General features: G+C 35.9%; 12 protein-coding genes and 1 tRNA gene. 7 read left to right on the top strand and 6 right to left on the bottom strand.

The window, feature by feature from the left end:
* Positions 1-27 precede the first annotated feature (27 nt).
* Complete coding sequence (gene sppA / locus OO7_RS09820) at positions 28-1,887, bottom strand: signal peptide peptidase SppA (protein WP_008915797.1); 1,860 nt, start codon at positions 1,885-1,887, stop codon at positions 28-30.
* A 307-nt stretch (positions 1,888-2,194) separates the two neighbouring features.
* Here sppA and OO7_RS09815 point away from each other — a divergent pair, with 307 nt between their 5' ends.
* From OO7_RS09815 to OO7_RS09805, 3 genes are read left to right on the top strand one after another with little or no spacing between them, the layout of a single operon-like run.
* On the top strand, positions 2,195-2,746 hold the full coding sequence (locus OO7_RS09815; RefSeq protein ID WP_008915796.1) for an NAD(P)H nitroreductase: 552 nt from the start codon (positions 2,195-2,197) through the stop codon (positions 2,744-2,746).
* 13 nt (positions 2,747-2,759) lie between these two features.
* The gene (gene selD / locus OO7_RS09810) at positions 2,760-3,800 is read left to right on the top strand and encodes a selenide, water dikinase SelD (RefSeq protein ID WP_008915795.1); all 1,041 of its coding nucleotides are present in this window, start codon (positions 2,760-2,762) and stop codon (positions 3,798-3,800) included.
* A gap of 3 nt (positions 3,801-3,803) precedes the next feature.
* Positions 3,804-5,723: a DNA topoisomerase III gene (locus OO7_RS09805; RefSeq protein ID WP_008915794.1), complete on the top strand. Its 1,920-nt coding sequence runs from the start codon at positions 3,804-3,806 to the stop codon at positions 5,721-5,723.
* 124 nt (positions 5,724-5,847) lie between these two features.
* Here the strand turns inward: OO7_RS09805 and xthA are convergent, their stop codons facing one another.
* On the bottom strand, positions 5,848-6,663 hold the full coding sequence (gene xthA / locus OO7_RS09800) for an exodeoxyribonuclease III (RefSeq protein WP_008915793.1): 816 nt from the start codon (positions 6,661-6,663) through the stop codon (positions 5,848-5,850).
* Between the two features lie 454 nt (positions 6,664-7,117).
* On the opposite strand from xthA, the gene OO7_RS09795 reads away from it, so the two are divergent.
* Complete coding sequence (locus OO7_RS09795) at positions 7,118-7,999, top strand: LysR family transcriptional regulator (RefSeq protein ID WP_008915792.1); 882 nt, start codon at positions 7,118-7,120, stop codon at positions 7,997-7,999.
* A gap of 12 nt (positions 8,000-8,011) precedes the next feature.
* Here the strand turns inward: OO7_RS09795 and OO7_RS09790 are convergent.
* The 3 genes from OO7_RS09790 to OO7_RS09780 form a co-directional block, all read right to left on the bottom strand.
* A tRNA-Tyr gene (locus OO7_RS09790) sits at positions 8,012-8,096 on the bottom strand.
* A 137-nt stretch (positions 8,097-8,233) separates the two neighbouring features.
* A complete protein-coding gene (gene purU, locus OO7_RS09785) occupies positions 8,234-9,082 on the bottom strand; it encodes a formyltetrahydrofolate deformylase (protein WP_008915791.1) in 849 nt (282 codons plus the stop codon).
* A gap of 86 nt (positions 9,083-9,168) precedes the next feature.
* Positions 9,169-9,648, bottom strand: a complete 480-nt coding sequence (locus OO7_RS09780) for a YchJ family protein (RefSeq protein WP_008915790.1) — start codon at positions 9,646-9,648, stop codon at positions 9,169-9,171.
* A 130-nt stretch (positions 9,649-9,778) separates the two neighbouring features.
* Between OO7_RS09780 and rssB the strand changes: the two genes are divergently transcribed.
* Entirely contained in the window at positions 9,779-10,789 is a 1,011-nt protein-coding gene (gene rssB / locus OO7_RS09775) for a two-component system response regulator RssB (protein ID WP_008915789.1), read from the top strand.
* Positions 10,790-10,947: 158 nt separating this feature from the next.
* Complete coding sequence (gene galU, locus OO7_RS09770; protein ID WP_008915788.1) at positions 10,948-11,886, top strand: UTP--glucose-1-phosphate uridylyltransferase GalU; 939 nt, start codon at positions 10,948-10,950, stop codon at positions 11,884-11,886.
* Positions 11,887-12,296: 410 nt separating this feature from the next.
* On the opposite strand, the gene hns is transcribed toward galU, so the two are convergent.
* On the bottom strand, positions 12,297-12,707 hold the full coding sequence (hns, locus tag OO7_RS09765; RefSeq protein WP_008915787.1) for a histone-like nucleoid-structuring protein H-NS: 411 nt from the start codon (positions 12,705-12,707) through the stop codon (positions 12,297-12,299).
* Positions 12,708-13,255: 548 nt separating this feature from the next.
* Here hns and OO7_RS09760 point away from each other — a divergent pair.
* The gene (locus tag OO7_RS09760) at positions 13,256-13,885 is read left to right on the top strand and encodes a thymidine kinase (protein ID WP_008915786.1); all 630 of its coding nucleotides are present in this window, start codon (positions 13,256-13,258) and stop codon (positions 13,883-13,885) included.
* The last annotated feature ends 347 nt before the right edge of the window (positions 13,886-14,232 follow it).

The following is a 14,232-nucleotide window of genomic DNA, read 5'->3' as shown; positions in this document are numbered from 1 at the left end:
TAAAGGTTTAAAGGAGGGATAATCTGATTAATTAATCTCGGCGCAATTTATGCAAAATGCGTAGCGGTTTTGTGGGTCATTCATGTTCAAGAAAAATTGAGCTTGTTGACGTATATCAGTTGCAACCGATTGAGGTAAAAATACTTGTAATGCATCTGGCATCATAGCTTGTGCATTACTACTCAGTTCTAATATGACTTGATCCATCAATGATAATTCAGGTTGCATCCAATCTAATTGAACTTGTTTGAGATCGGCGAGCTCCACCACTTTATTGATAGCATCATCAAAATCACCGAGCTGGTCAACTAAGCCAATTTTTTTCGCATCACTACCAATCCATACGCGGCCTTGTGCAATTTTATCAATTTCATCAGGTGTTTTATGACGAGATTTTGCCACTAAATCAATAAAGGTTTTATAGCCATTTTCGATAGTGATTTGCATCATATCTGCAAATTCTGGACTAATACCTTTGGTGATTGACATATCAGCTAGTGGTGTTGTTGAAACTCCATCTGTATAAACACCTAAAGAATCTAATGATTTCTCAAAAGTATTAATGACACCAAAGATCCCGATTGATCCTGTAATGGTATTCGGGCTGGCAATAATATAATCCGCTGGCGTCGAAACCCAATAACCACCGGAAGCTGCCATTCCACCCATAGAAACCACTATCGGTTTACCCGCTTGGCGTGCAGAAGTTAATTCACTGCGGATAAGATCAGAGGCAGTCACACTGCCACCAGGGCTGTTGACACGTAAAATAATGGCTTTGATATCCTTATTAAGGCGTGCATCTCTGATCTGTTTAGCTATCAATTCACCACTTGCAATGCCTGGTGCTTGCGGGCCATCCATGATGGCACCTTGTACCACAATAACCGCAATATTTCCGGTGGAATCGATATCATCGGTATTGGCTATCTTGCTTGAATAATCATAAATACTGATATAATTAAAATGTTTATCAGTACTATTCCAACCAAATTGCTTTTTCAGTATATCTTCTGTTTGTTCATGGCTAGAAATCTTATCAACCAATTTTTGATTCAAAGCATACTGCGCGCTATTGCCACCCGCGGCACGTAATTTTTGGAGTAGAACATCTGTACCAGGGAATATATTCACTGCTTTAGTTCCACGATTTGTTGCAATGGTGTCAAGGTAGCTATTCCACAAAGAACCTAACCATTGAAGGTTGGCTTCGCGCGCTTCCGGAGACATATTGTCGCGCATTAAAGGCTCAACGGCAGATTTATATGTTCCTACACGGAAAATGTGACTATTTACTTTGAGTTTTTCTAATAAAGTTTTGTAGTAAAGTGTATTCGTTGAAAAACCTTGAATACCTACCATGCCTTGTGGAGATAAATAGATATTATCTGCATAACTTGCTAAATAGTATTGCGCTTGGCTGTATCCATCGCCTATGGCATAAACAGGTTTACCTGACTTTTTGAACTCTGTAATTGCTTTTCCGATAAAATTCAAAGAGGGCTGGTCAGCACTCACAAGGTTATCTAAACGAAGCACCATGCCTGTAATGCGATCATCTGTTGTTGACGCGCGGATCGTATCCACAATATCAAACAGAGAGTTTTCTTGCATTCGGCTATTTGGTGTTCCCAAGAACTCTTTGCTCATACGACCTAGAGGATCAGGCATGGAAACTTGATCGACAACGACACCTTGTAGATCAACATACAGTGCGCCGAAATATTTTGGGTCAGGTTTTGAGTCGGATTGATATAAAGAGATTAGGCCAATCACTAAAAAACATAAGACAAGGAAAATAACGTTAAAAACCAATTCCCTAATAAAATTTAATACTCGCCAACTAAACTTAAATACTTTGGCGATGATCTCCCATAATTTGTGCATAATTTCTCCAACGTATGAATTGCGCCCTTATCTTAATGAAATAAAAACAGTTGTCTGCTTATCAATGACCTTTTTATTCATAACAAAGCGACCGAGAGCGTTGTACAATACTCTGATTATATTTTTCAACACTTACAAATGATATAATTCAAACAATTAATCTATTATTCGTGAATTTATTCAGCAAAAAATACTGAGTGATTTACATACTGTAAAGTGTTATCCGGTATGTAATCATTATTTAGCACAATAATGATTGTTTGTATGAATGACGATAATATCAGTTTACCCTGAATTGGAGATGAATATGGATGCTTTAACACTTTTATTGAACCGCCGTTCAGCTTCACGGCTAACAACACCTGCTCCAGAAGGTGAGGAATTACAAAATATCCTTGCTGCAGGAATGCGCGCACCAGATCACGGCGCATTACGTCCATGGCATTTTATTGTGATGAAAGATGAAGGCTTGACGCGTTTTAGCCAGTTACTTGAAAAAGCAGCTAAGGTTGGCAAGCTAGGCGCTGAAGTTGAAGAAAAGGCAAAGAATGCGCCTTTTCGTGCACCACTAATCATTACAGTGATTGCAAGGACTCAAGATAATCCGAAAGTCCCAGAATGGGAGCAAATTGTTGCAGCTGGTTGTACTGTTCAGGCAATGCAGATGGCCGCAGTAGCACAAGGTTTTAGCGGTATTTGGCGTTCAGGTTCTTGGACTGAAGATCCTATTGTACGTGAAGGTTTAGGTTGTGGGCCAAAAGATCATATTGTTGGCTTCCTTTATCTTGGAACCGCATCTTTAAAAGCGCCAGCAAAAGTACAGCTGCCAGATATGCAAGATTTTGTCTCTCATTTTTAAAAGGTTATGAATAATGGAAAAGATTAGACTTACCCAATATAGCCATGGTGCGGGTTGTGGTTGTAAAATCGCGCCAAAAGTATTAGAGCAAATTCTTCATTCTGAACAAGCTAAATTTCATGATCCTCACTTATTAGTGGGTAATGAAACTAAAGATGATGCTGCGGTATATGATTTAGGTAACGGAATCGGCATCATTAGTACAACTGATTTCTTTATGCCAATCGTTGATTCTCCTTATGAATTTGGTCGTATTGCTGCAACAAATGCAATTAGTGATATTTTCGCGATGGGTGGAAAGCCCATCATGGCTATTGCTATTTTAGGTTGGCCGATTGCTAAATTAGCGCCTGAAATTGCGCGTGAAGTGATTGAAGGTGGGCGCGCAGCCTGTGCTGACGCTGGAATATCATTAGCGGGTGGACATTCCATTGATGCTCCGGAACCCATTTTTGGTTTGGCCGTAACTGGTGTGGTGAATACGGAGTTTGTGAAGAAAAATAGTGCTGCTACAGCAGGAAGTGAACTGTTTTTAACAAAACCACTTGGTATTGGCGTATTAACAACGGCTGAGAAAAAAGGTGTTCTTGATATAGAACATCAACATCTTGCAACTCAAACCATGTGCCAAATGAATAAATTTGGCGCAGTGGTAGCACCATTAAATGGTGTTACCGCAATGACGGATGTAACCGGCTTCGGCTTGCTGGGCCATTTAAGCGAAATTTGCGAAGGTTCAAGCGTTCGTGCGCAAATTCATTTTAATCAAGTGCCTAAATTAGCTGATGTTGAACGTTACATTGAAGCAGGTTGTGTGCCGGGTGGAACACAGCGTAATTTTGATAGTTATGGGCATTTAATTGGACCTATGACGGATATTCAACGTAAATTGTTATGTGATCCGCAAACATCGGGTGGATTATTAATCGCAATTGAACCTGATGAAGTGTCTAAGATTAAAGAAATTGCACAACAACAAGGTGTTTTGTTACAGTCTATCGGCAAATTATTCCCCCAACAGGATAATATTCCTTTAATTGAAGTGATAGATTAATTCATGCGTTTGTTTATTGCGGAAAAGCCCAGTTTAGCAAGGGCAATAGCGGATGTTCTTCCAAAGCCTCATAAACGAGGTGATGGTTTTATCCAATGTGGTGATGGTCAAGTGGTCACGTGGTGTATCGGGCATTTATTAGAGCAAGCAGAGCCAGATGCTTATGATACTCGGTATGCGCGTTGGAATTTACAAGATCTTCCCATTATTCCTGAAAAATGGCTACTGAAACCGCGGTCCGCAGTAACCAAACAACTAAAAGCGATTGGTACTCTTCTCAAACAAGCCACTGAAGTTGTTCATGCTGGTGACCCGGATAGAGAAGGCCAATTGTTAGTGGATGAGGTTCTTGACTATCTTAATCTTGCGGGCGAAAAACGAAAGCAAGTGAAACGTTGTTTGATCAATGACCTCAACCCGCAAGCAGTTGAAAGAGCCATAGAGCGATTGCGAGAAAACCGAGAATTTATTCCTTTATGTGTTTCTGCTTTAGCACGCGCCCGTGCGGATTGGCTTTATGGCATTAACATGACTCGAGCTTATACTTTACTTGGTCAACGAGGTGGTTATCAAGGTGTACTTTCTGTTGGGCGAGTGCAAACGCCAGTACTGGGTTTAGTGGTACGCCGCGATGAAGATATCGAAAACTTTATCCCTAAAGATTACTTTGAAGTTCGCGCTCATATTGTCACACCACAAGATGAACGATTTGTAGCTCTTTGGCAACCGAGCGAATCGTGTATTGATTTTCAGGATGAAGAAGGGCGGTTATTTCATCGACCTTTAGCTGAACATGTTGTTGCACGCATCACAGGCCAACCGGCATTAGTGACGCAGTATCAAGATAAACGTGAGTCAGAAACAGCACCTTTGCCATTTTCACTTTCAGCATTACAAATTGAAGCGGCAAGAAAGTACGGTTTAAGTGCGCAAGAAGTGCTTGATATTTGCCAACGTTTGTATGAAACACATAAATTAATCACCTATCCGCGTTCTGATAGCCGTTATTTGCCAAGTGAGCATTTTGCCGGGCGTCATGCAGTACTTAATGCCATAGCAATACATCAGCCAGATTTGACGGAATTTGAATTATCTGAATTAGATAAAAAGAATCGCTGTTGGGATGATAAAAAAGTTGACGTTCACCACGCAATTATTCCGACTGCGAAAACAGCGTCTGTAAAGCTAACTGAAAATGAATCGAATATTTATCAACTCATTGCGCGTCAATATATCATTCAATTCATGCCAGATGCGATTTATCGCAAATGTACGATTGAGCTAGAAATAGCTAAAGGTAAATTTATTGCTAAAGCGCGTTTTTTGGCTGAATCAGGCTGGAGAGCAGTTTTAGGTGCGAAAGAGCGAGATGCTGAAAATGATGGTACACCTCTGCCTGTCGTGGCAAAAGGTGATGAATTATTGTGTGAAAAAGGCGAAGTTGTCGCAAAACAGACACAACCACCAAGGCCATTTACTGATGCAACACTATTATCCGCAATGACAGGTATTGCCCGTTTTGTGCAAGATAAAGCATTAAAAAAAGTATTGCGAGAAACCGATGGTTTAGGAACAGAAGCAACTCGAGCGGGTATTATTGATTTATTATTTAAACGTCAATTCTTATTCAAAAAAGGGCGTTATATTCATTCATCGCCTGCGGGGAGAGCACTTATTCATGTCCTACCTGAAATGGCAACATTGCCAGATATGACGGCACATTGGGAATCTGTTCTCACTAAAATAAGCGAAAAACAGGCTCGTTATGATGATTTTATGCTGCCATTAAGTAACACACTTATTCATCTGATCCAGCAAGCAAGGCAATTTACTAATCTACGTGCATTTAGAGAGCTTCCGCCCGTCACAAGGGGAAAAGGCAACAAAAAGTCAGCAAAAAAGTCAAAAAAAAGTGATGAATAATGTGAATACATTTTGCTGTATTCTTTCAGAAATATTTTTTAATTATATAATTAATGTGTATTTATAATCTGAAGAGATGTCACAATCTCTTCAGATATTCTGCAAATTGAGAATGCTGATTTAATTATGGTTTAGTTAAATCAAACTCAGCCCAGACAGGGGCATGATCAGACGGTTTTTCCATTGATCTAATATCATAATCAATCCCAGTCGCTAAACAGTGCTGTGAAAGTTTTTTTGATGCTAAAAGCAAATCGATGCGTAAACCACGGTTGTCATCAAATCCTTTTGAACGATAATCAAACCATGAGTAACAATCTGAGACATCTGGATGCATTTCACGGTATGTGTCAACAAGGCCCCAATTCAGTAGCTTTTCCATCCACTCTCTTTCTTCAGGTAAGAATGAGCATTTCCCTGATTTCAACCAGCGTTTACGGTTGACATCACCGATACCAATATCAAGATCAGTAGGGCTAATATTCATATCACCCATAATCAGCAACTGTGATTCAGCAGATTGAGTTGATGTAATATAATTTTGTAAGTCTTGGTAAAACTTCTCTTTAGCTGGAAATTTTGTTGGATGATCACGACTTTCACCTTGAGGAAAGTAACCATTCACAACTGTTAATAAACCATTATTTGTTTCAATGTCAGCCATGATAATACGACGTTGTGCATCATCTTCATCAGTCGAAAAACCTTTACGTACAGCAACAGGTTTATTTTTGGTCAGTAACGCTACGCCGTAGTGTGCTTTTTGTCCATGATAAAACACATGATAGCCAAGTTTGCTAACTTCATCATAAGGAAACATATCATCATGAACTTTCGTTTCCTGTAGCCCTATCACCTCGGGTTGGTGCTTATCAATAATCGCTGATAATTGATGAGGTCGAGCACGTAGCCCATTAATATTGAAAGAGATAAACTTCATGTTTTTATCATCCGTTAAAATTTGTTAAGTCATGTTCGATTTTAGCAGATGATAGCTAAACTGTAACTATTAAATAACTATTTAAATATAGTTTGAATTATTATAAAGCGATAGTTTTATATTTATTATAGTCGTGTTTTTCTTTGGTATTTAAATGATGGTAATGATTATGTAATTAATAAAAAATATATTCATTGATTTGCAATTGGTGATTTATATTTAATGTGATTTAATAGTGGGGGAATAAAAAATAATTAAAACAAACAGTATAATATATTGCTTTGCTATGTCGGAAATTATAAAAATACTTTTATGAAATGTTATTAATCATTCAATGAAAAAATTAATTAAATTTCTTATGGGCTATATTGGATGAAGGTTATCTAATGCATTGTTTTGTAATAAATAATTCGATTTCAATATAAATTTTAATAAATAAAATAGGGTCATAGATATGTTCTTTTCAAGAAAATTAGAAGCATTTATGGCAGTTGTTGAAAATGGTTCGTTGAGTAAAGCTGCAAGGGTGATGAACCGTACAACGCCTCCAATAGCGAAGTCGATAAAGGATTTTGAAACCAGTCTAGGTAAGAGATTATTTAAACGAGAAAAGTTTGGGATGACATTAACGAAAGATGGCCTGGATTTATATAATGACCTAAGAGATCTTTATTTACAGGAGAAGGAAATAACCAAAAAACACTTTACAGGATATATTATAAACGAAGCTAATATTTATTATGATTGGGGAAAAGAACGGTTATTAATTAATCTTTATCAAGCTGCTAATAAAAATAATGTTCAAATTAATATATTAAGATTTAACTATGAAGAGGTTGATGAAATTATTGATTATGATGGCAATACAATAATTCTAAGTTCACAACCCGTAATTAGTGAACGATTTTCTTTGCAAAGGAAGATAGAAAAAGCACCATTGGGGATCTATTGCCGTACTGAACTTTATGAAAAATATCATAATAATATGATGGAGTTACTGAGAAGCTGTACTTGGCTGTGTGATCCTGCATTTTATAAAAGTGATTTAATGGCTGAATTATTAAATAAAGTTGAGTTAGAAGGGAACAAAGTTAGTATACGCCAAATGGGAAACATTGGTAATTGCCATAGTTTTCTTCAACTAGGTGATTTTATTGGGATTATTGACTCAAGTTTCGAACACGAATTAGGTGACAATTCACTCAATTATATTCCGTTAAATTCAATAATAGATAATTGCTATTGCTATATATACAAATCAAAAGCACATTCTAGCGTATTGAATAGATTTACTGACGTGATAGATACGATGGGAATTGGTGAGGTTTGTCTATAAGTGAAACAAAGATGGTGGTGGGAGAAGGATTCGAACCTTCGAAGTCTGTGACGGCAGATTTACAGTCTGCTCCCTTTGGCCGCTTGGGTATCCCACCAGATTTTTAATTGCTGTGTTCTTTATCAGCGGGCGGCATCATATCAAATGAAGCGCCGCTGTAAAGTATTAATTTTTAAAAATGAGTTAAATGCTGTTTTTTGTGCTTAGCGTATGATTAATCAGCAAATTTGACTGTTATAAAATAATAGTACGATTACCATAAACAAAAACACGTTGTGCTAAAACCCAGTAAAGTGCGTGGCTTAATACATTTTTTTCGACATCTCGACCCGCGCGCATCATGTCATCTGCGGTGAAGGTGTGATCTACGTTAATGACATTTTGTGTAATGATTGGACCTTCATCTAGATTATCATTCACAAAGTGAGCTGTTGCACCAATGATTTTTACGCCGCGTTCATAGGCTTGATGATAAGGCCTTGCACCAATGAATGCAGGAAGAAATGAATGGTGAATGTTGATAATCTGGTTTGGATAGTGCTGAACAAAAGCTGGTGTAAGTACACGCATATATTTTGCTAGGACGACATAATCAGGCTGATATTGATCAATTTGAGCTGTCAATTTTGCATCATGCTGTTCACGCGTTAAACCTTCGTGGCTGATATGATGAAAAGGAATTCCAAATTGCTCCACGAGATTTTTTAATGTGTCATGGTTGCCTATGACTGCGGCAATTTCAACATCTAAACCATCGAATGCACTTTTCATTAATAGATCACCTAAACAATGTGCTTCTTTGGTGACTAAAACGACAATACGACGGCGACCAGATGAATTTAATTCACGCTTAGAACCTGCTGGTAAAGCATCATCTAAATCAGCAAGAAGTGTTTCATCATTAAAAATACCTTCAAGCTCGGTTCTCATAAAGAATCGACCAGTATGATGATCAACAAACTCATTGTTTTGAACAATGTTTAATTGGTGTTTGTAACAAATGTTTGTAATTTTTGCGATTAACCCTTTTGCATCAGGGCAGATTGTGCGCAATATTTTTTTCTGTACATTTTTTTGTTGCATGGAGCTGTCTAATCCTTAACTAGCAAAAGCCTATAAAATAGGTTAACGACAATTGGGTAATTATTTATAGCAGGAAAAAATACATGTTAGCTATTATCACAGCATTTTTTGAATTTCTTTCCTGAACCACAAGGGCATGGATCATTTCGACCTGTTTTAGGCGTGATACCATCAATATAATACCAACGCTTTTCTTGACGAAGAAAACGTGAACGTTCGTGAATAAGCCGTTTATGATCAGCTTTTTCATCAATAAAGCAAGCCGAAAATTCGACATAGCCTTGCGCTTCATTTTTAGCATAAGAAGAACTAATAATACGCAAAGCTATCCACTTAGTATCTTTAAAGCTGTTTAAGATATCTTTTCGCCAATCTTCGGCATGGCAATCAGGATGCCAAGTTGCAATAAGGTAATCGACATTTTGGGTTACATAAGCACTGTAGCGTGAGCGCATTAATTGCTCTGGCGTCTCTGGTATCATATTGCCATCGTGATAGGGTTTGCAGCATTCATTGAAGGGTAGGTTATTACCACAAAAACAAGAGTCAGCGAGATATTGTTCCATCTTTTTCTCTATAAAAATAAGTATAAAGTACAAAAATAACTATACTTTAAAAATGAAAGTTAAATGATTTTGTCATACCAATAATAATTTTGATAGTAAATAACAATCTATTGTTATAAGTAGGTTAATGATGAAAAATAAAAAGATACTCATTGTAGAAGATGAAAAAATCTATCGTTCAATGCTAGAAGAGTACTTAACCATACAGGGAATGCATGTATTTGTGGCGGATAATGGAAAAATTGCAATAGAACAACTTATCCATCAAGATCTCCAGCCCGATATCATTTTGTGTGATTTGAATATGCCTGTCATGAATGGTGAAAGTTTTATGGCACAGTTAGTTGCGAAAAATATTCAAATACCTGTTATTGTTGTTTCAGCGACTACAGATTTTAGTCAGTTTGATCGGATGTTAAGGTTAGGTGCTAAAGATATATTATTGAAGCCAATAAAAGATTTAAACGAACTTAAATATGCAATTAAGTCTAACCTTTATCCTGAATATTTTACTGATGAAAAATTGATATATTCAGATAAGCAACCTATTTCTTCTCTACTCAGTGATAAAAAACAAAATATTGCCGCGATATTGAAACAATTGCAGCCAGATGTTAATCAGGTGATTAATGGCTATCGGATTAATTATCGCCAATTAAATGAAATAAATAAACTTGGGCTTATTCTTGATGTTGCTCCCATATCGGATACGCAAATCGGTTTTTACTGTATTGATATTGCGCGTTCTTATGAAGAAGGCACTATGGCGGCTTTTTTGATCAGAGTTGTATTTAACGATTTATTAAAAAATGCCGTTAATTTTCCGGATAAACAGTTACCAAAAATTGATAATATCATTAACCAAATAAATTATTTGTTAGAGGATTCTGGGTTCACAGGACAATTTCCGTTATTACTGGGCTATTTCAATACTCATAATAAAACTATTATGTTAGCCAGTGCAGGGCTAGAAGCTGAAATCTCTACTGAGAATGAACAATATCATTTAGCAAAAAGTATTCCTTTAGGAACATTAAAGAATCAACCTGTCAATTACCTTAGTATTCAAGGGGCATTTTGGTCCTGTCATATTTGGAATCATCACCAAAATATTAAACTTATGTTTAAGCCAGATGACTAATTTTTATGAAATTAGTTAATAAAAGAACAATTAAACGTATTTAAGATTTTACTCTGTTTAACCGCAAATTATTCCTGTTATACTTCCCGCCACTAAATTTTTTATTAAGTTTTTTCTGTCCCTGTATAGAAAGGGTGTTTAGGAGAATGTTGGATCCCATGGCTAATAAGACAAATAGAAAAGTACGTAAAGCGGTAATCCCAGTCGCTGGTCTCGGAACGCGTATGCTTCCTGCAACTAAAGCTATTCCTAAAGAGATGTTACCACTTGTTGATAAGCCTCTTATTCAATACGTTGTTAATGAATGTATTGCAGCAGGAATAAATGAGATTGTATTAGTCACTCACTCATCAAAGAACTCGATTGAAAACCACTTTGATACAAGTTTTGAGCTTGAAGCGATTTTAGAAGCTCGTGTTAAACGTCAATTACTGGATGAAGTACAATCTATTTGTCCAAGTCATGTGACTATCATGCAAACGCGTCAAGGCATTGCTAAAGGTTTAGGGCATGCGATTCTTTGTGCTAAGCCATTAGTTGGGGATGAGCCTTTCGCCGTTATACTGCCAGATGTCATTTTAGATCGTTATAGTACAGACCTGACAAAATTTAACTTGAGTGAAATGCTTGATCATTTTGAAGAAACGGGTGCAAGTCAAATATTAGTTGAGCCGGTTCCTGAAGATGAAGTTTCTAATTACGGTATTGTTGATTGTAATGGCGATACATTGTTACCGGGTGATAGTAAACCAATTATTAGAATGGTCGAGAAGCCTAAGAAAGAAGATGCACCATCAAATCTTTCTATAGTTGGTCGTTATGTGTTATCAGATAAGATTTGGGGAGCGTTAGCGAAAACAGCACCAGGCGCAGGTGATGAAATCCAATTAACTGACGCTATCGCAATAATGATGGAAAATAATGAATCTGTAGAAGCTTATCATTTACGTGGCAAAAGCCATGATTGCGGTAATAAGCTAGGATATATGAAAGCATTTGTTGAATATGGTTTACAACATGATTCATTAGGTGAAGATTTTACTCTGTGGATCAAAGATATTGCCAGTAAAATTAATGATGCGGGTTCTTTGAATTAAGTAAATCCCATAATGATTGTCATTAAAAGCTAAACAAAAATGTTTAGCTTTTTTTGTTAAGTTATCTTTGTATCAGGTAGTTTGACTTATTATTTTGCTTTGTTATCTTTCAGGAAATAGGCAAAAGTATTTTTTAAGGTAAACTTCAACTCATATTTAATAAAATGACGGATCAGGATTACATAACTTTACTTTAAATTGAAAAAAAATTTAAACAAGCCGTTGAAGATTTGGTGATAGGTATAACAAATTTGAATTGTGAGTTTAGAAAAAATAGCTTTGGGGTGGTTATTTATTAAGTATATATTATTAAATTTACTATAAGTATTATTATATCGGAATCAATAATAATACTGAAATACAAAGAAAAAACGCCCAATAAAGGGCGCTTTTTTATAAAGTAATTTATCTTAGATTAAGAAATCATCTAAAGATTTACCTTGTTCTTCAATAGCGACTTTGATTACTGCTGGAGTACGGCCTTGGCCTGTCCAAGTTTTAGTTTCGCCATTTTCATCAACATATTTATATTTAGCTGGGCGTGCAGCGCGCTTAGCACGGGTGCTAGCACTTTTACCAGAATCCATTGTTTGCATCAGTTCGTTTAAATCAACACCTTGTTCAAGGATCATTTCACGAACTTTTTCCAATTTACGGTTACGTTCTTCTATTTCTGCACGTGCTTGACTTTCTTCTTCACGACGCTCGTCAACAACGACAGTTAATTTCTCTAGCATTTCTTCCAATGATTCTAAAGAAAGTTCTCTCGCTTGAGCACGAAGAGTACGGATGTTATTTAATGCTTTTAAAGATTCGCTCATTTTCCTGGTCTCAAATTTAATTGTTGGCCTGTGTGGTCTAATAATAGAATGCTATTTTATTTTCTGCAATAGCTAATTTACACTATTAGTTTAAAAGTTATCTTTATCAAATGCAATTTTTTTGCAAAAGAAAGATTAATTTCTACTGATATATATATATCGATATTCTCAATAACCAAACAAATGAAACATTAGGTACAATTAGACTAACATTTTTATAGTTTATAATTAGCTATGTAAGAGATGCTTTTTTGTTGTCTTATTAGTCATGATGATAAGTTAAATAATGTTATCTAATCAAAAAAATCTTTTTTCGATACAGCAAATTACCCATTACATACCAAATAGCAATGTCATATTAGACTCGTAATACTTTGTTAATTTACTCATAGTATGAACAAGTAAAGTAAACAATATTAGTGTAAACTAAATTAGATTGATAGAGAGAAGGTTAATGCTAACTCTCTGTAAACAGTTTGATTGCTGTTAAATTTGTCACATATTTTATGATAAAGTTGTCATAGTTATTAATTTAGGGGAACAAGCTGATGGCTCAGCTATATTTTTACTATTCTGCCATGAATGCAGGAAAATCAACCTCATTGTTACAGTCTTCTTATAACTATAATGAAAGAGGAATGAAAACTTTGATTTTCACTGCTGAAATAGATAATCGTTTTGCTAAAGGTAAAGTTTCATCTCGCATCGGGTTATCCGCAGAGGCACTTTTATTTACTCCTTTAACCAATATGGCTGAAATTATAAAAAAGGAAAATAATCAACAAAAGGTGCATTGTGTATTGATTGATGAATGTCAATTTTTAACAAAACAGCAAGTTGAACAATTATGCGATATTGTCGATAACTGTGATATTCCGGTTTTATGTTATGGGTTGAGAACGGATTTTTCTGGTGAGCTATTTGCAGGTAGTCAATATTTATTAGCTTGGGCAGACAAATTAGTCGAGTTAAAAACAGTTTGTTATTGTGGTCGTAAAGCAAATAAAGTATTAAGAGTAGGTAGTGATGGTATTCCAATGTATGAGGGTGCACAGGTCGATATAGGCGGTAATGAGAAGTATATTTCTGTTTGTCGTAAACATTACACGGAATCTATTGAGAAAGCTAAGTTAATGCGCAAGGGAATTATACCTAAAGAGCCTATCAACTTTAAATGAGACTTTTGTTGTAAATGTGAACAATGTGATATGTAAATAATACAATTTATATACACATCTTGTGTTGTTAGATTTTAATAATTTATAAATATGTTAATTATTTACATGTTTATAAACAGTCGAACACAGGTTAAAGAGTCTTATTTGTGGTATCCAATATATGTTAGGGATATCTTTGTGATAAAAGTATTGACTAAATTTATTTGTAAGAACTCAATTAAATATTGTGTAGGTTGACTAAACGTCCTCTATTATCTTTTATATTCAAATAATGCTTAAAAGATACTCATGTATTTGAGATAAGATTGGCAAATAAAAAGGCACTGTTTAAAACAGTGCCTTTTGTA

The sequence above is a fragment of the Providencia sneebia DSM 19967 genome (assembly GCF_000314895.2).
GTDB lineage: Bacteria > Pseudomonadota > Gammaproteobacteria > Enterobacterales > Enterobacteriaceae > Providencia > Providencia sneebia.
Note: the sequence above shows the minus strand (reverse complement) of the source record. Positions and strands in the feature narration are given on the sequence as shown.